Below are 24,445 nucleotides of genomic sequence, written 5' to 3' on the forward strand. Positions count from 1 at the left end.
CCTCCGGCGGCACCAGCCGACCCTGCACGGCACTCCCTCCGGCGTTCGTTCGGACGATCAGGATAGACAAGGACCGTCGAAGGGCTGTCGGTGCCGACCGATACGCTGAGTACGGTCCGAAATCGGACCGGCGACGAAAGGAATGTGCCAGGTGACCGACGAAGCCCCCGCCGTACCGGAGCCCGTCTTCAGGGACGACGTCACCGTCGAGCTGGTTCGCAGCAGCGCCCAGGACGCGGACGTGCTGTTCGCCGCCCGGGTCTCCACCGCGGGCGAGCAGTCCCTCGACGAACTGGGCAAGGACCCGGCGCGCTCCAAGGGCCTCATCAACTACCTGATGCGCGACCGCCACGGCACCCCCTTCGAGCACAACTCGATGACCTTCCTGGTCACCGCCCCGATCTTCGTCTTCCGCGAATTTCATCGCCACCGTTCCGGATGGTCCTACAACGAGGAGAGCGGGCGTTACCGCGAGCTGCAGCCGGTGTTCTACGTGCCCGGTGCGGAGCGGAAGCTGGTGCAGAAGGGGCGGCCGGGGAAGTACGAGTTCTTCGAGGGCTCACCCGAACAGCAGAAGGCGACCACGGCCGCGATGGAGGAGTCCTACCGTCAGTCGTACGCCGCCTACCAGGCGATGCTCGCGGAGGGTGTGGCCCGTGAGGTGGCCCGCGCGGTGCTGCCGGTCGGGCTGTTCTCGTCGATGTACGCGACCTGCAACGCGCGCTCGCTGATGCACTTCCTCTCGCTGCGGACCAAGGACGATCGGGCCAAGGTGCCGTCCTTCCCGCAGCGCGAGATCGAGATGGTCGCGGAGAAGCTGGAAGCCCACTGGGCTGCACTGATGCCGCTCACCCACGCCGCCTTCAACGAGCACGGCCGGGTCGCGCCCTAACGGCGTGATCTCACTTTGAGTCAGATATCCCGTATGTCCCATTTGCGGGATATCGGGGTGTTCCCTAGTCTCAGATCACGAGCCCCGGTGCTGCCTGAACCCCCGAGCAGGCAGCACCGGGCTCACCTTTCCTGTTCCTCCTGATGGACCGCCTGTGCTGACACACGTCCACAACGAGTAGCGTTGGGTTCATGGCTCCGACCTCCACCCCTGAGATCCCCTTCGGCAGGGCACTGACCGCGATGGTGACCCCGTTCACCGTCGACGGCTCCCTCGACCTCGAAGGCGCCCAGCGTCTGGCGGCCCATCTGGTCGACGCGGGCAACGACGGACTCGTCGTCAACGGCACCACCGGCGAGTCGCCGACCACCAGCGACGCCGAGAAGAGCGACCTGGTCAGGGCGGTACTGGAGGCGGTAGGCGACCGCGCCCACGTCATCGCCGGCGTCGGCACCAACGACACCCGGCACACCGTGGAGCTGGCCCAGCAGGCCGAGCGCGTCGGAGCCCATGGCCTGCTCGTGGTCACCCCGTACTACAACAAGCCCCCGCAGGAGGGCCTGTTCCAGCACTTCACCGCTGTGGCGGATGCCACAGGCCTGCCGGTGATGCTCTACGACATTCCCGGTCGCAGCGGTGTCGCCATCGAGACCGACACCCTGGTCCGACTCGCCGAGCACCCGCGGATCGTGGCCAACAAGGACGCCAAGGGCGACCTCGCCGCCGCCGGCTGGGCGCTCTCCCGCAGCAGCCTGGCCTGGTACTCCGGCGACGACATGCTCAATCTGCCGCTGCTCTCGATCGGCGCGGTCGGCTATGTCAGCGTGGTCGGCCACGTGGTCACGACGGAGCTCCGGAGCATGCTGGAAGCCCACCTCGCGGGCGACGCGGCGAAGGCCGCGGAGATACACCAGCGACTGCTGCCTGTTTTCACCGGTATGTTTCGTACTCAAGGAGTGATCACCACCAAGGCTGCCCTGAACCTCCAGGGCCTGCCGGCGGGTCCGCTGCGACTGCCGCTGGTCGAAGCCACGGGGGCAGAGATCGACCAATTGAGGAAGGATCTCGCCTCCGGCGGGGTACACCTCTGACAACAGACTTCCACGTCCTGCCCGAGCGGTGACGTGTTGCACCACGAACAACGAAGTAACGATGCCGTGTGCGCTGTGGACCCACCTGGGGTGTGCGGCGTGCGCGGAAAGGAGAGACTTTTGAGCCATCCGCATCCGGAACTGGGCACCCCGCCGCCGCTCGCCGAGGGGGCGCTCCGCGTCACCCCGCTGGGCGGTCTCGGCGAGATCGGCCGCAACATGACGGTCTTCGAGTACGGCGGTCGCCTGCTCATCGTCGACTGCGGCGTCCTCTTCCCCGAGGAGCAGCAGCCCGGCGTCGACCTGATCCTGCCCGACTTCAGTTCCATCAGGGACCGTCTGGACAAGATCGACGGCATCGTCCTCACCCACGGGCACGAGGACCACATCGGGGCCGTCCCCTTCCTGCTCCGCGAGAAGGCGGACATCCCGCTGATCGGCTCCAAGCTGACGCTGGCGCTGATCGAGGCGAAGCTCACCGAGCACCGCATCCGGCCGTACACGCTGGAGGTGAAGGAGGGCGACCGCGAGCGCATCGGCGCGTTCGACTGCGAGTTCATCGCGGTCAACCACTCCATCCCGGACGCGCTGGCCGTCGCCATCCGCACCCCGGCCGGCATGGTCGTCGCCACCGGTGACTTCAAGATGGACCAGCTGCCGCTGGACAAGCGCCTGACCGACCTGCCGACCTTCGCCCGGCTGGGCGAGGAGGGCATCGACCTGCTGCTGGTGGACTCCACCAACGCCGAGGTCCCCGGGTTCATCGCGCCGGAGCGGGACATCGGCCCGGTGCTCCAGCAGGTCTTCGACCGCGCCGACAAGCGGATCATCGTGGCCAGCTTCGCCAGCCATGTGCACCGCATCCAGCAGGTCCTGGACACGGCCCACGAGTTCGGCCGCAAGGTCGCCTTCGTCGGCCGCTCCATGGTCCGCAACATGGGCATCGCCCGTGACCTCGGCTACCTCAAGGTGCCGGGCGGCCTGGTCGTCGACGTCAAGGCGCTCGACGACATGCCCGACGAGGACGTGGTGCTGGTCTGCACCGGTTCCCAGGGCGAGCCGATGGCCGCGCTGTCGCGGATGGCCAACCGGGACCACCAGATCCGCATCGTCGAGGGTGACACGATCATCCTGGCCTCGTCGCTGATCCCCGGCAACGAGAACGCGGTCTACCGGGTCATCAACGGCCTCACCCGCTGGGGTGCGGACGTCGTGCACAAGGGCAACGCCAAGGTGCACGTCTCCGGTCACGCCTCGGCCGGCGAGCTGATCTACTTCTTCAACATCTGCAAGCCGCGCAATGTGATGCCGGTCCACGGCGAGTGGCGCCACCTGCGGGCGGCCTCCGACCTGGCGCAGAAGACCGGCGTGCCGAAGGACCATGTGGTGCTCGCCGAGGACGGCGTGGTCATCGACCTGGTCGGCGGCGTCGCCAAGATCGTCGGCAAGGTCCAGGCCGGCTACGTGTACGTCGACGGCCTCTCGGTCGGCGACATCACCGAGGGCTCGCTGAAGGACCGCCGGATCCTCGGTGAAGAGGGCATCATCTCGGTCTTCCTGGTGGTGGACTCCGCCACCGGCAAGATCGTCGGCGGCCCCAACATCCAGGCCCGCGGTTCCGGCATCGAGGACGACGCCTTCGGCCCTGCCATCCAGAAGATGCAGGACGCCCTGTCGAAGTCCGCCCAGGACGGCGTCATCGAGCCCCGCCAGGTGCAGCAGCTGGTCCGCAGGGTCCTCGGCAAGTGGGTGTCCGACACCTACCGCCGGCGCCCGATGATCCTCCCGGTCGTGGTCGAGGTCTGACCTCCGCCCCGTCCTCCCCGTGTGCCCCCGCAGCCATTCGGCAGCGGGGGCACACGGCTGTCGAGCCCCGGTTTGACATGGGTCGGATGGGGCGCGTAGTGTCCTTCGAGTTGCCCTGGAAACAGTTGTGGCGACAAACCCCCTGATGAAATGGCTTGGCTCTGTTTTGCCATGCCGTTTATCAGGAAAGCGGCGGAATTGGCTCGGATCGAGGAATTCCGCTAGAGTTTCACTCGTCGGAACGGGCCGGAAACGGGCCGGGAGGACGGAAAGCAGAGCGGAAACGGTCTGCTAGAGTATGAAACGAAGTACAGCAGTACGAACGAAGCGCCCGGAGAGACCGGTGAGACGGTCTTGAAGGAAGCGTCCGTTCCTTGAGAACTCAACAGCGTGCCAAAAGTCAACGCCAAGTTTCATTTGGCAAGATAATGCAGTAAACACTAGCGAGGACGCAGTGCACGGGGTCGGCTATTCCGCTGATCGTCGTGCCGCTCTTTCGCGGGTGCTATCAGGATTACCTGATGACATTCACGGAGAGTTTGATCCTGGCTCAGGACGAACGCTGGCGGCGTGCTTAACACATGCAAGTCGAACGGTGAAGCCCTTCGGGGTGGATCAGTGGCGAACGGGTGAGTAACACGTGGGCAATCTGCCCTGCATTCTGGGACAAGCCTTGGAAACGAGGTCTAATACCGGATACGACGCATCCCCGCATGGGGTGTGCGTGGAAAGCTCCGGCGATGCAGGATGAGCCCGCGGCCTATCAGCTTGTTGGTGGGGTAATGGCCTACCAAGGCGACGACGGGTAGCCGGCCTGAGAGGGCGACCGGCCACACTGGGACTGAGACACGGCCCAGACTCCTACGGGAGGCAGCAGTGGGGAATATTGCACAATGGGCGAAAGCCTGATGCAGCGACGCCGCGTGAGGGATGACGGCCTTCGGGTTGTAAACCTCTTTCAGCAGGGAAGAAGCGCAAGTGACGGTACCTGCAGAAGAAGCACCGGCTAACTACGTGCCAGCAGCCGCGGTAATACGTAGGGTGCGAGCGTTGTCCGGATTTATTGGGCGTAAAGAGCTCGTAGGCGGCTTGTCGCGTCGGATGTGAAAGCCCGGGGCTTAACTCCGGGTCTGCATTCGATACGGGCAGGCTAGAGTGTGGTAGGGGAGATCGGAATTCCTGGTGTAGCGGTGAAATGCGCAGATATCAGGAGGAACACCGGTGGCGAAGGCGGATCTCTGGGCCATTACTGACGCTGAGGAGCGAAAGCGTGGGGAGCGAACAGGATTAGATACCCTGGTAGTCCACGCCGTAAACGTTGGGAACTAGGTGTGGGTCACATTCCACGTGGTCCGCGCCGCAGCTAACGCATTAAGTTCCCCGCCTGGGGAGTACGGCCGCAAGGCTAAAACTCAAAGGAATTGACGGGGGCCCGCACAAGCAGCGGAGCATGTGGCTTAATTCGACGCAACGCGAAGAACCTTACCAAGGCTTGACATATACCGGAAACGTGCAGAGATGTACGCCCCCTTGTGGTCGGTATACAGGTGGTGCATGGTTGTCGTCAGCTCGTGTCGTGAGATGTTGGGTTAAGTCCCGCAACGAGCGCAACCCTCGTTCTGTGTTGCCAGCATGCCTTTCGGGGTGATGGGGACTCACAGGAGACTGCCGGGGTCAACTCGGAGGAAGGTGGGGACGACGTCAAATCATCATGCCCCTTATGTCTTGGGCTGCACACGTGCTACAATGGCCGGTACAATGAGCTGCGATACCGCGAGGTGGAGCGAATCTCAAAAAGCCGGTCTCAGTTCGGATTGGGGTCTGCAACTCGACCCCATGAAGTCGGAGTTGCTAGTAATCGCAGATCAGCATTGCTGCGGTGAATACGTTCCCGGGCCTTGTACACACCGCCCGTCACGTCACGAAAGTCGGTAACACCCGAAGCCGGTGGCCTAACCCGTAAGGGAAGGAGCTGTCGAAGGTGGGACCAGCGATTGGGACGAAGTCGTAACAAGGTAGCCGTACCGGAAGGTGCGGCTGGATCACCTCCTTTCTAAGGAGCACAGTGCCATTGCGTCAGCATCTGTCTGACGGTGGCCAGCTCATGGGTGGAACGTTGACTATTCGGCACCGCACGGTCCTTCGGGTCTCTGGTACTGCGCTTCGGCGCGTGGAACGAGGTCCGGTGGGGTGGGTGGTGTCGGGCGCGCTGTTGGGTCCTGAGGGAACGGAAGTCCCCTCTGAACGCCGGCCCCATGCTTGTACTGGTGGGTGGTTGGTCGTTGCTTGAGAACTGCACAGTGGACGCGAGCATCTGTGGCCAAGTTTTTAAGGGCGCACGGTGGATGCCTTGGCACTAGGAACCGATGAAGGACGTGGGAGGCCACGATAGGCCCCGGGGAGCTGTCAACCGAGCTTTGATCCGGGGGTGTCCGAATGGGGAAACCCGGCAGTCGTCATGGGCTGTCACCCGCCGCTGAACACATAGGCGGTGTGGAGGGAACGCGGGGAAGTGAAACATCTCAGTACCCGCAGGAAGAGAAAACAACCGTGATTCCGAGAGTAGTGGCGAGCGAAATCGGATGAGGCTAAACCAGTCACGTGTGATACCCGGCAGGGGTTGCGTGGTTGGGGTCGTGGGATTGCACTTCAGTTGTCTGCCGACTTCTGGGCGAGTCAGAAACCGTATGGGTAGTCGAAGGACATGCGAAAGGTCCGGCGTAGAGGGTAAGACCCCCGTAGACGAAACCTGTACGGCTTGCTTGTGCAACTCCCAAGTAGCACGGAGCCCGAGAAATTCCGTGTGAATCTGGCGGGACCACCCGCTAAGCCTAAATATTCCCTAGTGACCGATAGCGGACAGTACCGTGAGGGAATGGTGAAAAGTACCGCGGGAGCGGAGTGAAATAGTACCTGAAACCGTGTGCCTACAAGCCGTGGGAGCGTCGTCAGGAGGGCTTGCCCTTACTGATCGTGACTGCGTGCCTTTTGAAGAATGAGCCTGCGAGTTTGCGGTGTGTTGCGAGGTTAACCCGTGTGGGGTAGCCGTAGCGAAAGCGAGTCCGAATAGGGCGATTGAGTAGCGCGCCCAAGACCCGAAGCGGAGTGATCTAGCCATGGGCAGGTTGAAGCGCGGGTAAGACCGTGTGGAGGACCGAACCCACCAGGGTTGAAAACCTGGGGGATGACCTGTGGTTAGGGGTGAAAGGCCAATCAAACTCCGTGATAGCTGGTTCTCCCCGAAATGCATTTAGGTGCAGCGTCGCGTGTTTCTTGCCGGAGGTAGAGCACTGGATAGGCGATGGGCCCCACCGGGTTACTGACCTTAGCCAAACTCCGAATGCCGGTAAGTGAGAGCGCGGCAGTGAGACTGTGGGGGATAAGCTCCATGGTCGAGAGGGAAACAGCCCAGAACACCGGCTAAGGCCCCTAAGCGTGTGCTAAGTGGGAAAGGATGTGGAGTCGCAGAGACAACCAGGAGGTTGGCTTAGAAGCAGCCACCCTTTAAAGAGTGCGTAATAGCTCACTGGTCAAGTGATTCCGCGCCGACAATGTAGCGGGGCTCAAGTACACCGCCGAAGCCGTGTCATTGCAACGTGAAGCCCCAACGGGTGTTGTGATGGGTAGGGGAGCGTCGTGTGCCGGGTGAAGCGGCGGCGGAAGCCAGTCGTGGACGGTTCACGAGTGAGAATGCAGGCATGAGTAGCGATACAAGAGTGGGAAACTCTTGCGCCGATTGACCAAGGGTTCCTGGGTCAAGCTGATCTGCCCAGGGTAAGTCGGGACCTAAGGCGAGGCCGACAGGCGTAGTCGATGGACAACGGGTTGATATTCCCGTACCCGCTTTGAAGCGCCAACGTCGAACCTCTGAATGCTAAAGCCGCGAAGCCGCCCTGAAGTCTTCGGATGGATGGGAGTGGTGGAGCCGCTGACCCAACAGGGTAGTAGGTGAGCGATGGGGTGACGCAGGAAGGTAGTCCAGCCCGGGCGGTGGTTGTCCCGGGGTAAGGGTGTAGGACGTGTGATAGGCAAATCCGTCGCACATATAGTCTGAGACCTGATGCCGAGCCGATTGTGGTGAAGTGGATGATCCTATGCTGTCGAGAAAAGCCTCTAGCGAGTTTCATGGCGGCCCGTACCCCAAACCGACTCAGGTGGTCAGGTAGAGAATACCGAGGCGTTCGGGTGAACTATGGTTAAGGAACTCGGCAAAATGCCCCCGTAACTTCGGGAGAAGGGGGGCCGGAACTGGTGATGGGACTTGCTCCTTGAGCTGGGGCCGGCCGCAGAGACCAGCGAGAAGCGACTGTTTACTAAAAACACAGGTCCGTGCGAAGCCGTAAGGCGATGTATACGGACTGACGCCTGCCCGGTGCTGGAACGTTAAGGGGACCGGTTAGCTCTGTTTCGACGGGGCGAGGCTGAGAACTTAAGCGCCAGTAAACGGCGGTGGTAACTATAACCATCCTAAGGTAGCGAAATTCCTTGTCGGGTAAGTTCCGACCTGCACGAATGGCGTAACGACTTCTCGACTGTCTCAACCATAGGCCCGGTGAAATTGCATTACGAGTAAAGATGCTCGTTTCGCGCAGCAGGACGGAAAGACCCCGGGACCTTTACTATAGCTTGATATTGGTGTTCGGTTCGGCTTGTGTAGGATAGGTGGGAGACTTTGAAGCTCAGACGCCAGTTTGGGTGGAGTCGTCGTTGAAATACCACTCTGGTCGTGCTGGATGTCTAACCTGGGTCCGTGATCCGGATCAGGGACAGTGTCTGGTGGGTAGTTTAACTGGGGCGGTTGCCTCCTAAAATGTAACGGAGGCGCCCAAAGGTTCCCTCAGCCTGGTTGGCAATCAGGTGTTGAGTGTAAGTGCACAAGGGAGCTTGACTGTGAGACCGACGGGTCGAGCAGGTGCGAAAGCAGGGACTAGTGATCCGGCGGTGGCTTGTGGAAGCGCCGTCGCTCAACGGATAAAAGGTACCCCGGGGATAACAGGCTGATCTTCCCCAAGAGTCCATATCGACGGGATGGTTTGGCACCTCGATGTCGGCTCGTCGCATCCTGGGGCTGGAGTAGGTCCCAAGGGTTGGGCTGTTCGCCCATTAAAGCGGTACGCGAGCTGGGTTTAGAACGTCGTGAGACAGTTCGGTCCCTATCCGCTGCGCGCGCAGGAGTCTTGAGAAGGGCTGTCCCTAGTACGAGAGGACCGGGACGGACGAACCTCTGGTGTGCCAGTTGTCCTGCCAAGGGCATGGCTGGTTGGCTACGTTCGGAAAGGATAACCGCTGAAAGCATCTAAGCGGGAAGCCTGCTTCGAGATGAGGACTCCCACCACCATCGAGTGGGTAAGGCTCCCAGTAGACGACTGGGTTGATAGGCCGGATGTGGAAGCCCTGTAAGGGGTGGAGCTGACCGGTACTAATAGGCCGAGGGCTTGACCATAGTTGCTACGCGTCCACTGTGCAGTTCTGAAGTCACGACCCGCCTGCTTAGGCAGGTGCGTGTCAACTTCATAGTGTTTCGGTGGTCATAGCGTGAGGGAAACGCCCGGTAACATCCCGAACCCGGAAGCTAAGCCTCATAGCGCCGATGGTACTGCAGGGGGGACCCTGTGGGAGAGTAGGACGCCGCCGAACAACCATTACAGTAAAGCCCCGACCTGGGTAAACCGGTCGGGGCTTTACTGCGTTCAGGACCAGGTCGCAAAACCCCGGCCCGAGTGTGTGGCTTGGGCTCCCGGGACGATGCCGACCAACCACATGTGCCTGGCCGGGGTTGCTCGGCTCCGCCTCGCGGCCAACCACAACAGCCCCCGGGGCACGCGCGAGAATCGTTTCTGCAGCACCACTTCCCTCCGGAACCCGGCAACAGTGCCCGCCCCACCGCCCCTCCCGTCCGCGCAGTTGGCCGCGGAGGCGGAGCCGAGCAACCTCAGCCACGCACACCCCCGCCACTCGGCAACGACCCGGGAGCCCAAGCCACACACCGGGGCCGCGCCCACCCCCCTGCCGGGATCGGCAGCAGGGCGCCGCGGTGTCAGTCTGGGGAGGGCACAAGGCGGTTGTAGGCAGCTCGGTACTCCGTGGCTGCATCGGGCCGCAGCAAGCCGACTTCCTCGTCGGTCAGTGCACCCGTACGCGCGGCGATCTCGCCAAGGGACTCGCCGGCGGATGCGGCGAGAATGTCATCCGATCCGGGGTTGGCAGCAATCTCGACCAGGACTTCACGGGCTCTGGGATCATCGCTTGCGCTTAGGTCCATGGCCGCGTCGTCTCGTTCATCCATGCGCGCCGTCGAATCAGCTACGAGCTTGACCAGTGCTTCCGTTCGCCATGTCTCCATCCGAGCATCCTCGTACCCAGGCAGAGGTAGAGGTAGAAGCAAAGGCCGCTGTCTGGCCCCTTCTGGGCCCCGGCCTCCCGCTCTCGCTAGGGGATCAGAATGTCGTGCACCGTCTGCCAGCACTGTTGGTCCGCGGCGGCGAGTAGGCCGGGGTTGTCGTCCGTGGGTCGGTACGGGGTGCCGTCGTGGCGGGCCGCGGTGCCGCCGGCTTCGGTGAGGAGCAGGGTGCCGGGGGCGTGGTCCCAGGGGAGGGTGCGCTGGTAGAGGATGAAGTCGAGTGCGCCCTCGGCGAGTTGGGGGTAGTCGACGCCGGCGGCCTTGCTGCCGAGGCCCGCGTCGGCGAAGCGGGGCCTGGCGGCCTCGACGTGGGTGCGAGTGGCTGCGGGGAGGAAGTGCGTGAAGGTCGCTCCGCGCAGCTCAGCCGGATCGGCGGACGCGCGGCCGCGGTGAAGTCGCACGCCGTCCCGCCAGGCGCCCGACCCTTTCTGGGCGACGTATGTACGACCGAGGCCCGGCTGCACGATTCAGGAGGCGACGGTTTCGCCCTGCCTGACCAGCGCTGCCATCACCGCGTACTCGGGTCGTCCGGCGACAAAGTTGGCGGTGCCGTCCAGGGGATCGACCAGCCAGAGCCAGGCAGCCGGGGCCTCCCGCAGTGCGGTGAGCAGGGCCGGTTTTGCCGCTGTGGCCTCCTCGCCGACGACCGGGACGTCGAGGACGGTGCGCAGTCGACGGGTGATCAATGCTTCCGCCTCCTGGTCGGCGATGGTGACGACCTCGCCCGGACTTTTCTCCGTCACCTCGCCTGCGGCCAGGGCCCGGTAGCGGGGGAGGATCGCCACGGCGGCGGCCTCGTGCAGGATCTCGGTCACGGCGTCGATCATCAGCATGGCAGCCAGGCTATTGCGTCAGTCGTTGATGCCGTCTGGCAGTGTGACGCCATGGGCGACGACGACAGCGGTGACGACAGCGGTGACGACAGCGGTGATGACTGGACGGCGGAGGCGCGCCAGTCCTTCCTGAGCACGGTGTGGAGCCTGGTGGTCGACGAGGAGGAGACCAGTGGTGACCTCGGTTACCCCTCCTGGATCGAGGGGCGGCTGCGAGGTCGGCAGCCGGAGTCCGCGTTGCAGCGGATCTTGGCATGCGGGGTGGATCCGGAGGACCTGACCGATGTGGTGCGGGAGATGCAGCACGAACTGGCCCGCAATGTCTGCCAGTTGATCGACGATCCGGGGCTGTTGGGGATCGGATTGGACGAGGAGTGGTCCGAGCCGACCGGTTTCCGCTGGGAGCTCGTGGCCATTCGCGTCCCCGGACCGACAACAGAGCCGACAACAGACCCTGCGGCAGCGCCGACCGGGCGAGCGGTGGTCGAGGGCTTGCACTCCTCGCTTGACGATCATGATCCCAGCGGTCGCCTCGGCGAGCCACGGGGGCGGCCCGTGCCGGCTCGGCTGCCGGGTCGTCCGCTGCATGCCAGATTGGCTGTCGCCCACGCCCGTGCGGGCGATCGGATCCAGGCGATCAACACCTGGCGACAGGCGACCGGTGCGTCCGTGATGGAGGCGAAGGCAGCCGTCGAGCTGCTGCTCGACGAGGTGGCCGCGGCTGAGGGCGCGGCCGACGGTGACGCGGAACCGACTGTGGGCCGACCGGTGTGAGAGTGGGCACGTCGGGCTGAAGACAGGCGCCTCGGCCGACCGTGGTGCTTACGCTGCACAGTATGACTACACATTTTGACGTCGTGGTTCTTGGCGCGGGGCCCGGTGGCTACACCACCGCCGTTCGCGCGGTGCAGTTGGGCCTGCGGGCCGCGGTGATCGAGGAGAAGTACTGGGGTGGAGTCTGTCTCAATGTCGGCTGCATTCCCTCGAAGGCGCTGCTGCGGAATGCCGAGCTGGCGCACATCTTCACCCATGAGGCCGACACCTTCGGCATCCAGGTGGAGGGCCGGGTGAGCTTTGACTACGGGGCGGCGTTCAAGCGCAGCCGCAAGGTCGCCGACGGCCGGGTGGCCGGCGTCCACTATCTGATGAAGAAGAACGGCATCACTGAGTACGACGGCCGGGGCACCTTCGTCGACGACCGCACCATCGAGGTGGCGCTTCGCTCCGGGGGGACGGAAACGGTCACCTTCGACAACTGCGTCGTCGCCGCGGGGGCGACCACCAGGCTGCTGCCGGGCACCTCCCTCAGTGACCGGGTGGTCACCTATGAGGAGCAGATCCTTACCGAGACCCTGCCGAAGAGCATCATCATCGCCGGGGCCGGCGCGATCGGCGTGGAGTTCGCCTATGTGCTGCACAACTTCGGCGTGAAGGTCACCATCGTCGAGTTCCTGGACCGGATGGTGCCACTGGAGGACGCGGAGGTCTCCGCCGAGCTGGCCAAGCGCTACCGCCGCCTCGGCATCGAGGTGCTGACGTCCACGCGGGTGGAGTCGATCGACGACAGCGGCGAGCAGGTGCAGGTCACCGTCACCAGGAACGGGCAGCAGCAGGTGCTGGCGGCCGACAAGGTGCTGCAGGCGATCGGTTTCGCACCCCGGGTCACCGGCTACGGCCTGGAGCGGACCGGGGTGCGGTTGACCGAGCGTGGCGCGATCGAGGTGGACGGGCGCGGGCGGACCAATGTGTCGCACATCTTCGCCATCGGTGATGTGACGGCCAAGCTGATGCTGGCGCACGCCGCCGAGTCGATGGGGGTGATCGCGGCCGAGACCATCGCCGGTGCGGAGACCATGGAGCTGGACTTCACCATGATCCCGCGTGCTACCTACTGTCAACACCAGTGCGTTAAGCCTGTGACCTGCGGCGCAACCCCGGCGTGAACGTCGAACGGGACTCCTGATAGATCATCTTGCTGCCAAGCTCGGATGATCATCGGGAGTCCCGTTGCGCGATCAGTCTGCCACCACGCCCGCCATGCAGGTGATCCCGGGGGTCTACGCGCCGGGCCACTTGGGCGAGTTGACCCAGATCGTGGATTTTGCCCTGGTGGACGCCGTGCTGGAGGAGACCGGGGCGCGGGAGAAGCGGCTGCGGCTGCTGCCCGCCCGCGTGATGGTGTACTTCGTCCTGGCTCTCGCGCTGTTCGAGCACGCCTCGTACCGGGCGGTGTGGGGAAAGCTGACCGCGCACCTGCCCGCGGCCGTGATCGTCCGGCCAGCCGTCTCCTCGCTCGCCCGGGCGAGGCGCCGCCTGGGTGCCCGCCCCCTCAAGGTGCTGTTCGAGACGCTGGCGGGTCCTGTCGGCGAGCGCCACCGCCCCGGCTCCTTCTACCGGGGGCTGCGCACAGTGGCCGTCGACGGCACCAGTCTGCACGTGCCCGAAGACGCGCAGGTCACCTGGCTCTATCCCAAACGGGTCGGCGAGAAGAGGGAGTTCGGCTACCCGCTGCTACGCCTGCTGGTGATCGTCGAGTGCGGCACCCGGGCTCTGCTGGGCGCGGCCTTCGGCCCCGAGGCAACCGGTGAACTACCCTACGCCACACGCCTGTTGCACGTGCTAGACGCGTCGATGCTGCTGCTGGCCGACGCGGGCTTCGACGCCGTGCACTTCCTGGCCGACACCGCCGCGACCGGCGCCCACTTCCTGGTGCGCTCGGGCGCCAGCCGCTGCCCCACCGCCCTTCAACACCTCGCAGACGGCTCCTACCTGGCCCGCCTGCGCGCCCCCTACCGGGCCGGCCTGGGCTACTCGCCCCTGCCGGTGCGCGTGATCGAGGCCGAGGTCACCGTGACTCTGTCCGACGGCACCGTACGCACCGAGCAGTGGCGCCTGCTCACCAGCCTCCTCGACCACACCACCCACCCCGCAAGCGAACTCCTGCACCTCTACCACGAGCGATGGCAGGCGGAGACCGCCTATTTTTCGATCAAGGCCAGCATCCTGGACGGCCGCGTCCTACGCTCGCGCAGCATCGACGGCCTCGACCAGGAGGTCTGGGCACTGCTGACCGCCTACCAGGTGCTGATTCGCGCCGCTGCCGACGCGATCACCGACCAGCCCGCCCTGGATATGGACCGCCTCAGCTTCACCGTGCTGCTGCAGGCCGCCGCAGACACCGTCCTGACCGCCGCCGGCACCACGATCCAGGACAAGGCCGACCTGGTGGGAAGGATCGGCGCAGCGATCCTCGCCGACCTGTGGCCCGCGCACCGCCGACAGCGCGTCAAGGCCCGCAGCAAGAAGAACACCACCAGCAAATACGCCCCGAACGCGGGCAAGCACCCCCAGAGCGCACCCACCTACACCTTCAGCGCCAAGATCGGAATGCTGGAGAACGGACTCACTGCCCGCCCACGACGCTGACAGCCACGCAGGCCACGGTTGCACCGCAGGTCAACGCCCTAACGCACTGGTGTTGTACCTACTGTCAGCCGCAGATCGCCAGTTTCGGCTGGACCGAGGCGCAGGCGCGTGAGCAGGGGTTCGACGTCAAGGTGTCGAAGTTCCCGTTCACCGCCAACGGCAAGGCGCACGGGCTGGCCGATCCGGTCGGGTTCGTCAAGGTGATCAGCGACGGCACGTACGGCGAGCTGCTGGGCGCGCACCTGATCGGCCCCGAGGTCACTGAGCTGCTGCCGGAGCTGACGCTGGCCCAGCAGTGGGACCTGACGGTGCACGAGGTGGCCCGCAATGTGCACGCCCACCCGACCCTGGGCGAGGCGGTCAAGGAGGCCATCCACGGCCTGGCCGGCCACATGATCAATATGTGAGGGGTCGATAGGTCGACGGAGACGGTTTGACGTTACTCGCATGAGGTAGAAATTACTCATGCGAGTAAGTGAAGAGGTGTCGTCGCGGTCCCTGGCCGCGACGGCACGGCGGGCTCAGATCGTCGCGGCGACCATCGAGGTGATCGCCGAGGTCGGCTATGCGCAGACCACCTACAGTCGGATCGCGCGGCAGGCCGGCCTGTCCAGTACTCGCCTGATCTCCTACCACTTCGGGAGCAGGGACGAGCTGATGGAGCAGGTGCTGGTCGAGGTCGGCAGCAACGCGCAGCAGGCGATCGCCGAGCGGGTCCGGGTCGAGGAGACCGCGTCAGGGCAGTTGCGGGCGCGGATCGAGGCGCAGCTGCGCTGGATCGCCGCGTATCCGGCCCAGGTCCGGGCCCTCTACGAGGTCTCGATGAACGCCCGGGACGGGGACGGCGGCCAGCGCTACGGGCCGGAGCTGACGGCCGAGGCCAATGTGCACGAGCTCGACCCCATCCTGACGGCAGGTCAGCAGAGCGGTGAGTTCCGCGAGTTCGACGTCCGGCTGATGGCGCTGACGATCAAGTCGGGGATCGACGCGGCGATCTCGCGGATGTTCGTCCCGCCCTGCCTCACCGTTGAGGAGTGCGTGCACGAGATCACCGGCTGGGTGGAACGGGCCACCAGGAGGGCGGACTGATGCCGACCCCCGCGGCGAAACCCCACAACGGTCGGCACACCGCGCTGGTGCTGCTGGTCGACATGGCACTGCCGGTCGGGGTCTACTACGGTCTGCGCGCCGCCGGGGTCGGCAGCTATCCGGCGCTGATCGCCTCGGCGCTGGTGCCCCTGGCGAGTGCGCTGGTGCAGTTCCTGCGGGAGCGCAGGCTGGACGGGATGGCGGCGTTTGTGGCCGGGGTGATCCTGCTGGGCCTGGTCGCCTCGCTGGTCAGCGGCAGCACCCGGTTCATGCTGGCCAAGGACGGCTGGGTGACCGGTGCGGGCGGGCTGTGGTTCCTCGGCACGATCTGGGCCCGTCGGCCGCTGGCCTTTCTGGGCGCACGGCCGTTCCTGGAGGGCCGGTTCCGCAGTGACGGGACTTCCTGGGACGTGCTGTGGGAGGAGTCCGCGAAGTTCCGTCGGATCTGGCGGGTCTCCACGGTGATCTGGGGCTCGGCGATGATCATCGACGGGTTGCTGCGGGTGCTGATGGCCTATGCACTGCCGGTGGACGCGGTGCCGGGCCTGGGCGGCCTGCTCTGGCCGGTGACCCTGGTGCTGCTGCAGGTGGTGAACGGCGCCTACTACCAGTGGGCCGGGCTGTGGCAGATCACCCGCCCGAGTCAGGGCCGGGAGCTGGTCGCGCCGACAGCGGGTCCTTCCGTAGCAGGCTGATCTGCGGCAGCAGTCGGTCCGGGGACAGCAACCGGTCCGGGGACAGCAACCGGCTCGGGGACAGCAGCCGGTTCCGGGCCGGTTGTCGGCTCGGGCGCTGCGGCGGGGGCGGTGCGGCGGAACAGGGCGTGGGCGGCGAGGCCGGCCAGCAGGCCCCAGAAGGGGGCGCCGATGCCGGCGGCGGTGATGCCCGAGGCGGTGACCACAAAGGTGATCACGGCGGCCTCGCGCCCCGCCTCGGCGGTCAGCGCCGAGGCCAGCGCGGAGCCGAGGGTGCCGAGCAGGGCGAGCCCGGCGACCGCCTCGACCAGCAGCGGGGGCGCCGTGGTGAGCAGGGCCGCGGACAGTCCCGCGGTGAGGCCGAGCAGGATGTAGACCGCGCCGGCAGTCACCGAGGCGATCCAGCGCCGGCTCCGGTCGGGCCCTGCGTCGGGTCCGGCGGCCAGGGCGGCGGTGATCGCGGCGAGATTGACCATGAAGCCCCCGGCCACCGAGCCGGCCGCGGTGGTGAGACCGGTGCTCAGCAGGATCGGCCGGGTCGGCGGCCGGTAGCCGAAGTGGGTGAGCACGGCGAGGCCGGGGACGTTCTGGGCGGCCATGGTGATCACATAGAGCGGGAGGGCGACCCCGGCCAGGGCCCCGGCGCTGAAGGCCGGGGCGGTGAAGGTCAGCGTGGGCAGCAGCCCCGCCCCCGGGCCGGACGTGGCAGGGTGCCGGAGCAGCAGCACCAGGACGGTCACCGCCAGCGCCCCGGGGGTGGCCCAGCGCCGGGCGAAGCGGGTGAGCAGGGCCCAGGCGGCGACCACCGGCAGGGCCAATGCGGGCAGCTGGACCGCCGCGTGCACCGGGGCGAGGCAGAGCGGCAGCAGGACGCCCGCGAGCAGGGCGGTGGCCAGCGGCACCGGTATCGAGGCGACCAGGGCGCCGAGCCGGGACCACAGCCCGGTGATCGCGACCAGCAGTCCGGCCACCAGGAACGCGCCCACGGCGTAGCGGTAGCCGTGCTGGCCCCCGGCGCTGATCAGCAGGGCCGCGCCGGGGGTGGACCAGGCGATGCTGATGGGCTGGCGGTGGCGCAGGCCCAGGAAGATGGCGAGGCCGCCCATGGCCCCGCAGAGAACCAGCAGCCCGGAGACGGCCTGGTCGGAGTCCGCGCCGACCGCCCGCAGGGCGGTCAGCACCACGACAAAACTGCTGGTGAAGCCCACGACGGCGGTGACCAGGCCGGCCAGCAGCGGTTGGGTGATGCCCTCGGGCCGTTCCACGGTCACTCCTCCCACCCCTGTCGTTCCGCTCCTCGTTCCGTTTATGGAACGATAGGGCATCGGGGATACTGGGCGCCATGGTTCAGGCATGGACGAGCACCGCCGCCGCCGATACGGGACGCCGCATCCGCCGACTGCGCGGTGAACGCGGGCTCAGTCTGTCCGAGCTGGCCCGCCGGGCCGGGATCGGCAAGGCCACCCTCTCCGGACTGGAGACCGGCAGTCGCAACCCGACCGCGGAGACCCTCTACGCCATCGCCGGGCAGCTGGGCGTCCCGCTGGCGGCGCTGCTGTCCACGGCGGCGGACAGCCCGCCGGTGATCGAGGGCGAGGCGGTCACGGCGACGCTGCTCCAGGTGTTCCAGGACGGCGGGGTCAGTACTGAGCTCTACCGGCTGCTGATCCGGCCGGGACCGGTGCAGACCTCGCCCGCGCACGCGCAGGGGGTGGTCGAGTACCTCACCGTGTTCACCGGAACAGCCCAGGTCGGCCCGGTCGGCGCACCGCTGGTGGTGCCCGCGGGGAGCCATGCCAGCTGGACCTCCGACGGGCCGCACACCTACGCGGCGCTGGGCGGGGCCCCGGTCGAGGCGAGTCTGCTGATCAGGCATCCGCTGACGGACTGAGAGCGACCGCGCCGGTCACTCTCAGCACTCGGCGATCACGGAGCGGCCCCGCCGTGCGCGTGATCGGTGGCGGCGGTTACGGTGTGTCAAACACCGGGGAAAGGTCCATGGCCATGCAGAACCTGACGCTGTCCTGGCAGTCCTCCGGGGCGGTCGGCGCGGCGGCCTACGCCGCGTCCGCGGTGCTGCGGCGCACCGGACGGACGTCGGTGGGGCTGGTGCTGCGGGAGACCGCGACCATCCTCGGCCTCTTCGCGATCTGGCAGTTCGCCGGACAGCTCTCGGTGATGGGCACGGACGGCGCCGTCTCCCGCGGCCGGTGGATCTGGGACACCGAGCGAAGACTCCACTTCCCGAGCGAGCACACCCTGCAGCAGTGGGTGCTGCCGCATCCGCTGCTGGTGCAGGGGGCGAACTACTACTACGCGGTCATGCACTTCGGCGCGGTGATCGCCCTGCTGGTCTGGGTGTTCGTGCGGCACCGCGAGGCGTATCCCTGGGTGCGGACCACGCTGGTGCTGGTCACCGCCTCCTCCCTGCTGGTCCAGCTGATCCCGGTAGCGCCGCCGCGGCTGCTGTTCACGACCGGACTGGTGGACACGGCGGTCCAGTACGGGCAGTCGGTCTACGGGACGACGATCGGCGGGCTGCAGGCCGACTCGTACTCCGCGATGCCCTCGGTGCATGTGGCCTGGTGCGTCCTGGTGGCGGTCGCGGTGGTCCGGATCAGCCCCAGCCGCTGGCGCTGGCTGATCGTCGCGCACCCGGTGCTGACCGTGGCCGTGGTGCTGGTGACCGCGAACCACTACTGGTTGGACGGGGTGGCGGCGGTGGCGCTGCTGCTGCTGTCCTACCTGGTCCAGTGGGGCTGCGCACGGCTGCTGGCCGCTCGCAGGACCCAGCGGGCGGCCGAGCCTGAGCAGCGGATACCCGTTCAGGTCTAGTCGGGCCCTACGGGCCCAGTCAAGTGCTAAGAGGCCCCTGCCGTCAGCCGGTAGTTCCCGCCGGCGCAGCCGGTGATCCGCCAGCCGCCGTCGACTTTGCGGAGGTCGACGCCGACCACTCCGCTGCCGCCGACCGCCGGACGCGCCGTGCCCGGGAACCAGACGTCGAGTGTGCAGCCGGCGCCGGTCACGCCCTTCGGCGCGCTCCCGCTGAGGGTGAGTCGGCCCTGGGCGTCCACGGCGGTCCGGGTCGGCCCGCCGGGCGCGAACAAGGGGTAGGGGGCCTGCGGGAGCGCGGTGCCGGGTGCGCTCCACGCGTTGGTCCACAGCGGCATGCCATAGGCGTCGGCCTGCTGCTGGGCCAGCTCGGCCCCGCGCTGCGCGGACACCAGGGTGATCCCCAGATCCCGCTCGGCCCGGGTCGGCCCGGTGCGCAGGTGCGGGGCGAAGACCAGGTAGGGATCGTCGGAGAAGCCCTGCGGCGGCGCCGCGTCGAAGCCGAGCCGGGACCACTGCACGCTCGGCTCGATCAGGACCAGGTGCGGGAATCCGCCGGGGACCGCGGCCTCCTGGGTCCGGATCGTCTGCACCGCGCGGTGGTAGTACGCCCCCAGCAGCACCGAGGAGGTGACCGGGGGGTCCTCGCCGAGCCCGGGCTGGTCGAGCAGTCCGTAGCCGGCCACGGCGGGGTTGCCGGCGAAGGTGCGGCCCAGCAGCGCCCAGGTCCGCAGCAGTTCGCTCTGGACGCCGTCGGTGTCGTGGTAGAAGCCGGTGAAGGCCGCCGAGTCGGACGTGTTGCGGTTCCAGGCGCTCTGCTGCAGGTCGATAGCGGTGTACAGGCCGTGTGCGGCGGCGGTAGCCACAGCGTCCTTGACCTGCTTGAGATAGGCCTGGTCCCAGTGGCCGGGACGTGGTTCCAGCAGCGGCCAGCTGACCTTCAGTCGGACCACGTTGAAGCCGTGCGCCGCGATTCCGGCGATAGCGGCAGCGGTGGCGGCCCCAGTCGGTGCGGCGGTGTCGGTACCGGTGTCGGCGCCGCGCAGCTGCACCTGGCGGCCGTTCACCTCCTCGATCCGGCCGTCCCGGACGATCAGCGCCGGGAGCGGCTGCCCCGCGGTCGCCCGGGCGGCGGCGGACACCGGGGGCGTGGGTCCGGTCGTGGCCGCGCTGCTCGGGGCCGCCGCCGAGAGCAGCCATGAGCCCAGCGCCAGGACCAGCGCGGATGCCGCCACCGACAGGAACCTCCGCCGCTCTCCGGCGATGGCGCCCAGGGCGCGGCTGATCAGCATCAGCGTCGGCAGCACGGCCCAGCCGAAGGCGAGCCCGAGGGAGAGCCCGGTGCCGATCCGCAGCCCCGCGTCGGCCAGCACGAACCGGTCCGGGCCGGCCAGGTCGCGCGGCAGCGCCAGCAGGGTCTGCACCACACCGGCGGCGGCCCCGCCGCCGAGCGCGGCCAGCCAGCCCGCCAGCAGCAGCCGACTGGCCCGACCGCAGTCGAACCGCCGGGAGGAGCGCGAGAGCAGCAGGGTCCCCACTGTGGTGGCCACCACCAGCTCCACGGCGAAGCGGGCCGGGCCCAGCGGCAACGAGCGCAGGCTCAGGTGCTCCCCGTACAGGGACGCGGCCGGGGAGCCCTCCCACAGCATCGGGCCGACCAGGGGGCCGAGCAGGGCCAGCGACAGTCCGGTGGCGGCCAGCGACCAGCGCCAGCCGAGCCCGGTCAGCTTGGGACCGCTCGCCCTGCGGTGGACCAGCGCGGCGCCCAGCGCGGGCAGCCAGCCCAGCAGTACCGCCCGCTCCGCGGTCAGTCCCGAGGTCCACAGCGCGGTCGCCACGGACATCGCGGCCATCCTGGTGCCGCCCTGGACGGCGGCCCCGGCCAGCTCGGCGAGCACCTGCAGCAGTCGGGCCGTGCCCGCCGCGAGTACGCAGAGGCCCCAGACCCGCAGCAGCACCCGGCCGCGGCCCAGACCGGCGACGGCTCCCCGGAGCGAGGACACCGTTCCGCCGAACACCACCACGGCCAGCACCGGCAGAAAGACCGCGACCCCCGCCAGCGACCACAGCCCGTGGACCGGGCCCACCCGCAGTTCCGACGCCGGAAGCAGGGCGAACAGTCCGGTGCGGTCGACGTGCGCACCTACGACGCAGACCCCCAGCATCAGCAGCGCGGCGACAGCCGCGGCCAGGATCGAACGAGGGAGCGAGGGGGCAGGCAGTTGACGCGGCATCGCCCGATCGTAGGGAGGCTGCCTCGCATGCACCAGGGACCATTTTTGCCCCAACAGTGCCCATATCCCGGCAGAACCGGACGGTAACCCTCCGATCCGATCGAACGGAAGGATCAGACCGACCTGTGGCTCAGCTCAGCTGGGTCGGCACCCGCAGTGCCAGGATCGCCATGTCGTCCGAGGCCGGCTCCGGGGCGAACCGCTCCACCGCGCGCAGCACCCGGGCCGCCACCGCGCCCGCGGTCAGTCCGGTGCAGCCGGCCAGCACCTCGGCCAGACCGTCGTCGCCGAGCATCCGGGAGCCCTCGCGGCGCTCGGTGATGCCGTCGGTGACGCACAGCAGCACGTCCCCCGGCTCGAGCACCACGGTCTCCTCGAACAGCTCCAGATCCTCCATCACCCCGAGCAGCGGCTGCGGCACGGCCGCCGCCGAGACCGTCCCGTCCGGACGGAGCCGCAGCGGCAGCGGGTGTCCGGCGCAGACCGAGCGCAGCTCCACCGTGCCGTCCTGATGCGGCGTCATCTCTCCGTACAGCAGCGTCAGGAAGCGGCTGCGCTCGCCCTCGTCCAGGATCGCCGCGTTCAGCCGGTTCAGTACCTCGGGGGCCTTCAGGCCCTCCCGGGCCAGCAGTCGCAGCGAGTGCCGGGCCAGACCGGTCACCGAGGCGGCCTCGGGGCCTGTGCCGCAGACGTCGCCGATGGCGAAGCCGTAGGTGCCGTCCCTGATCGTGAAGACGTCGTAGAAGTCGCCGCCGACCTCGTTGCCCTCGCCGGCCGCCCGGTAGATCACCTCGACCTCGACCCCGGGGATCTTGGGCAGGTCCGGCGGCAGCAGGCTGCGCTGCAGCGCCCGGCTGATCGCGGTGCGCTCCGAGTAGAGCCGGGCGTTGTCCAGGGCCAGTGCGGCCCGCCGGGACAGGTCCTCGGCGAGCTCCAGGATCTCCCGGCGGAACTTCTCGTCGGCGGCCTTGCCCAGGGTCAGCATCCCGATCACCCGGTTCCTGGCGACCAGCGGCAGCACCACGGTCTCGCCGCCCACGGTCAGCGCCGTGGCCAGGGCGGTGGCCGGGCCCGAGCCGGGGGTCGGCCGGGTGGTGCCGCCGCGGCCGAGGCTGCGCAGCGAGACCCGCATCGCGGCGGAGTGCGCGGCCTCGGCGGGCGCGCGCCAGTTGCGCGCGCCGGGCGTGTTCACCGGCTCGGGCGGGGGGATCTGCGCCAGCAGCGCGCGCAGCCCGTCGATCTGGTCCTCGTCCTCGTGCAGTACGAACGCCAGTTCGGGCGCTGACTGCTCGGAGATCGTGTAGACGGCGCACCAGGCGGCCAGGGTGGGCACGGTCATCTGCGCCATCAGCGCCAGCGTCTGGTCCCGTTCCAGGGTGCCCGCGAGCAGGTCGGAGGCCTCCACCAGGAAGGAGAGCGAGCCGCGCCGGAGCCGCTCCAGTTCGGTCAGCCGGGCGCTCTCCACCGCCAGCGCGATCCGGTCCGCGGCGAACTGCAGCCGCAGCGCGTCCTCGTTGCGGTACTGGTCGGCGGCCTGCGCGGCCACCCCGAGCGAGCCGGTCAGCCGCCCCTCGACCTTGAGCGGGACGGTCACCACCGAGCGCAGCCCGGTCCCGCTGAGCAGCGGCACCGCCCCCGGCTGGGCGGTCAGGTCGTCGTGGACGGCGGGCAGCCGGGCCGAGCCGTAGCGGCCCGCGCCCGCCTCCACCGGCACCCGGGCGAACCGCTGCCGCCCGGACGGCAGGCCGCAGCTGGCGCGTACCTCCAGCTCGGTCTCGTCGTCGGTCGCCAGCAGCAGGTACGCGGCGTCGCCGTCCAGCATGTCGCGCGCCCGTTCGACCGTGCGCTGCAGCAGCCCGTCCAGGTCGTCGGGGGCGGGGGAGCCGATGAAGGCGTCGAAGGACTGCAGGCCGCCGACCCCGGTCTCGGCGTGCGAGCCGGGGGCGGTGCTGTCGGCGGGCTGGCCCCGGAACGGGGACTGCAGCACTGCCCGCTCGGTCTCCCGGACCAGCAGGCAGACCGTCGAGGGGGAGCCCTCGCTGTCGCGGATCCGCAGGTGGGCGCCGTAGACGGGCATGGTGTGGCCGTCGCCGCAGCGCATCCCGTAGCTGCCCTCCCAGCGGGAGAGCCGCAGCGCCTCGTCCAGGCCGAGCCCGGTGCCGGGGGTCTGCGGCCAGGCGGCGACGGCGCCCAGCGGTTTGCCGACGACCAGCGCGGCGGGCAGGTCGAACAGTGATTCGGCGTCCTGGTTCCAGCTCCGCACCACCCCGTCTGGGTCGACCTGGCACACGGCGACCCGGACCGTGGAGTCCGTGGCCGGAAGCAGCCCGTCCGGGGTGACCGGACCGGCGAAGCGGGTGCCCGCGGTCCGGGCCGGGAGGTCGAGCCGGAACCAGACCCGCTTGTGCGCCGGCGCGTAGTCCACGCCCCAGCGCGAGGCGAGCGCGGCGCACAGCAGCAGGCCGCGGCCGCCCTCGCGCTCCAGGTCGGCCCGGCTGACGTCGAACTGCTGGTCGTCCGCGGCCTCCGCGAAGGCCCCGTCGTACAGCGGCACCATGCGCTTGGGGTAGCGGTCGGCGACCTCGACCCGCACCCCGTCCTCGTCCCGCAGGCAGACCACCTCGGCGGAGGTCCCGGCGTGCACCACGGCGTTCGTGACCAGCTCGCTGACCAGGACCACCGCGTCGTCGACGACCTCGGAGAACCCCCACCCCTGCAGGGTGTCCCTGACAAAACCGCGCGCGGACGCCACGGAGCGGACGACCGGCTCGAACGTGGCGGTTGCCCGCGCGGTGACCACGAGTGACTCCTCTGTTCCTGTGCTGGGCACAACGGCCCCGAGCCCATGAGGTTACTGACGACGGGCCCTCCACTGTGCCCGATCGGCAAGCCGATACCCTGCGCCACCCCTCACGCAACCCCCGGGGGTCGCTAGATTGTGGAGTACAGGACGACGGCGCTGCCGTTTCGCGTACCCCCGGAGCACGCTACCGGGCCCGCTTGCGGTGTCCCGCCGGTCGGCAACTCTGGAGGGACCCCGGTGGATTCAGGCAGGGCGACAGCAACGGCAGCGGTCCGTGGCGGCAGCAGGGGCCGCCGGAACCGGGGTGCGGACGCGGCGGACCTGCGCAAGCTGCTCTCCGCGCT

13 protein-coding genes, 3 rRNA genes and 3 pseudogenes are annotated in these 24,445 nt (G+C 67.9%); 14 read left to right on the forward strand and 5 right to left on the reverse strand.

All coding sequences use genetic code 11. The features are described from left to right. Positions 1-142 precede the first annotated feature (142 nt). From thyX to rrf, 6 genes are all read left to right on the forward strand, one after another. Positions 143-892, forward strand: coding sequence for an FAD-dependent thymidylate synthase (gene thyX, locus ACXKR8_RS34260; RefSeq protein WP_458268440.1), 750 nt, complete (start codon positions 143-145; stop codon positions 890-892). 191 nt (positions 893-1,083) lie between these two features. Next, positions 1,084-1,983: a 4-hydroxy-tetrahydrodipicolinate synthase gene (gene dapA / locus ACXKR8_RS34265; RefSeq protein WP_458268441.1), complete on the forward strand. Its 900-nt coding sequence runs from the start codon at positions 1,084-1,086 to the stop codon at positions 1,981-1,983. Between the two features lie 120 nt (positions 1,984-2,103). Continuing rightward, a complete protein-coding gene (locus ACXKR8_RS34270; protein WP_458268442.1) occupies positions 2,104-3,789 on the forward strand; it encodes a ribonuclease J in 1,686 nt (561 codons plus the stop codon). 527 nt (positions 3,790-4,316) lie between these two features. Further along, a 16S ribosomal RNA gene (locus ACXKR8_RS34275) occupies positions 4,317-5,842 on the forward strand. Between the two features lie 265 nt (positions 5,843-6,107). Further along, positions 6,108-9,232: ribosomal RNA gene (locus ACXKR8_RS34280) — 23S ribosomal RNA — on the forward strand. Positions 9,233-9,309: 77 nt separating this feature from the next. After that, a 5S ribosomal RNA gene (gene rrf / locus ACXKR8_RS34285) occupies positions 9,310-9,426 on the forward strand. The 16S, 23S and 5S rRNA genes sit together here, the layout of an rRNA operon. Positions 9,427-9,826: 400 nt before the next feature. On the opposite strand, the gene ACXKR8_RS34290 is transcribed toward rrf, so the two are convergent. Together ACXKR8_RS34290 and ACXKR8_RS34295 are read right to left on the reverse strand one after the other, a co-directional pair. Then, positions 9,827-10,132: a hypothetical protein gene (locus ACXKR8_RS34290; RefSeq protein ID WP_458268443.1), complete on the reverse strand. Its 306-nt coding sequence runs from the start codon at positions 10,130-10,132 to the stop codon at positions 9,827-9,829. An 86-nt stretch (positions 10,133-10,218) separates the two neighbouring features. Beyond that, a pseudogene (locus ACXKR8_RS34295) lies at positions 10,219-11,022 on the reverse strand (inositol monophosphatase family protein). Between the two features lie 51 nt (positions 11,023-11,073). On the opposite strand from ACXKR8_RS34295, the gene ACXKR8_RS34300 reads away from it, so the two are divergent. The 6 genes and pseudogenes from ACXKR8_RS34300 to ACXKR8_RS34325 all read left to right on the forward strand — a co-directional run bounded on the left by ACXKR8_RS34300 (position 11,074) and on the right by ACXKR8_RS34325 (position 16,232). Continuing rightward, the gene (locus ACXKR8_RS34300) at positions 11,074-11,796 is read left to right on the forward strand and encodes a hypothetical protein (protein ID WP_458268444.1); all 723 of its coding nucleotides are present in this window, start codon (positions 11,074-11,076) and stop codon (positions 11,794-11,796) included. Positions 11,797-11,858: 62 nt separating this feature from the next. Beyond that, positions 11,859-12,926 (forward strand): annotated as a pseudogene (locus tag ACXKR8_RS34305) (dihydrolipoyl dehydrogenase family protein); the annotation flags it as partial. 103 nt (positions 12,927-13,029) lie between these two features. Continuing rightward, complete coding sequence (locus tag ACXKR8_RS34310) at positions 13,030-14,448, forward strand: IS4 family transposase (protein WP_458267007.1); 1,419 nt, start codon at positions 13,030-13,032, stop codon at positions 14,446-14,448. A 56-nt stretch (positions 14,449-14,504) separates the two neighbouring features. Continuing rightward, positions 14,505-14,855, forward strand: a pseudogene (locus tag ACXKR8_RS34315) (dihydrolipoyl dehydrogenase); the annotation flags it as partial. 58 nt (positions 14,856-14,913) lie between these two features. Further along, positions 14,914-15,537 carry a TetR/AcrR family transcriptional regulator gene (locus ACXKR8_RS34320; RefSeq protein ID WP_458268445.1) on the forward strand — a complete coding sequence of 208 codons (624 nt, stop codon included), beginning with the start codon at positions 14,914-14,916 and terminating at the stop codon, positions 15,535-15,537. Beyond that, on the forward strand, positions 15,537-16,232 hold the full coding sequence (locus ACXKR8_RS34325) for a VC0807 family protein (protein WP_458268446.1): 696 nt from the start codon (positions 15,537-15,539) through the stop codon (positions 16,230-16,232). The genes ACXKR8_RS34320 and ACXKR8_RS34325 overlap by 1 nt, the downstream gene beginning before the upstream one ends. Here the strand turns inward: ACXKR8_RS34325 and ACXKR8_RS34330 are convergent. Beyond that, entirely contained in the window at positions 16,181-17,497 is a 1,317-nt protein-coding gene (locus tag ACXKR8_RS34330) for a benzoate/H(+) symporter BenE family transporter (protein ID WP_458268447.1), read from the reverse strand. The two genes, ACXKR8_RS34325 and ACXKR8_RS34330, sit on opposite strands and share 52 nt — an antisense overlap. Positions 17,498-17,574: 77 nt before the next feature. Here ACXKR8_RS34330 and ACXKR8_RS34335 point away from each other — a divergent pair, with 77 nt between their 5' ends. After that, a complete protein-coding gene (locus ACXKR8_RS34335; RefSeq protein WP_458268448.1) occupies positions 17,575-18,123 on the forward strand; it encodes a helix-turn-helix domain-containing protein in 549 nt (182 codons plus the stop codon). A gap of 107 nt (positions 18,124-18,230) precedes the next feature. Then, complete coding sequence (locus ACXKR8_RS34340) at positions 18,231-19,067, forward strand: phosphatase PAP2 family protein (RefSeq protein WP_458268449.1); 837 nt, start codon at positions 18,231-18,233, stop codon at positions 19,065-19,067. Between the two features lie 26 nt (positions 19,068-19,093). On the opposite strand, the gene ACXKR8_RS34345 is transcribed toward ACXKR8_RS34340, so the two are convergent. Both ACXKR8_RS34345 and ACXKR8_RS34350 read right to left on the reverse strand, forming a co-directional pair. Then, positions 19,094-21,298 (reverse strand): glycoside hydrolase family 5 protein, encoded by a 2,205-nt coding sequence (locus ACXKR8_RS34345; RefSeq protein ID WP_458268450.1) that lies wholly within the window; start codon positions 21,296-21,298, stop codon positions 19,094-19,096. Between the two features lie 130 nt (positions 21,299-21,428). Continuing rightward, a complete protein-coding gene (locus tag ACXKR8_RS34350) occupies positions 21,429-24,098 on the reverse strand; it encodes a SpoIIE family protein phosphatase (RefSeq protein WP_458268451.1) in 2,670 nt (889 codons plus the stop codon). Between the last annotated feature and the right edge of the window lie 347 nt (positions 24,099-24,445).

Source organism: Streptacidiphilus sp. PAMC 29251, from assembly GCF_054208735.2.

Bases quoted from the DNA above. Each gene is read 5' to 3' on its own strand.
- ACXKR8_RS34340 (WP_458268449.1), top strand. From the start codon at position 18,231: ATGGCCATGCAGAACCTGACGCTGTCCTGGCAGTCCTCCGGGGCGGTC.
- ACXKR8_RS34345 (WP_458268450.1), bottom strand. From the start codon at position 21,298: ATGCCGCGTCAACTGCCTGCCCCCTCGCTCCCTCGTTCGATCCTGGCC.
- ACXKR8_RS34325 (WP_458268446.1), top strand. From the start codon at position 15,537: ATGCCGACCCCCGCGGCGAAACCCCACAACGGTCGGCACACCGCGCTG.
- ACXKR8_RS34300 (WP_458268444.1), top strand. From the start codon at position 11,074: ATGGGCGACGACGACAGCGGTGACGACAGCGGTGACGACAGCGGTGAT.
- ACXKR8_RS34320 (WP_458268445.1), top strand. From the start codon at position 14,914: ATGCGAGTAAGTGAAGAGGTGTCGTCGCGGTCCCTGGCCGCGACGGCA.
- ACXKR8_RS34290 (WP_458268443.1), bottom strand. From the start codon at position 10,132: ATGGAGACATGGCGAACGGAAGCACTGGTCAAGCTCGTAGCTGATTCG.
- thyX (WP_458268440.1), top strand. From the start codon at position 143: ATGTGCCAGGTGACCGACGAAGCCCCCGCCGTACCGGAGCCCGTCTTC.
- ACXKR8_RS34335 (WP_458268448.1), top strand. From the start codon at position 17,575: ATGGTTCAGGCATGGACGAGCACCGCCGCCGCCGATACGGGACGCCGC.
- dapA (WP_458268441.1), top strand. From the start codon at position 1,084: ATGGCTCCGACCTCCACCCCTGAGATCCCCTTCGGCAGGGCACTGACC.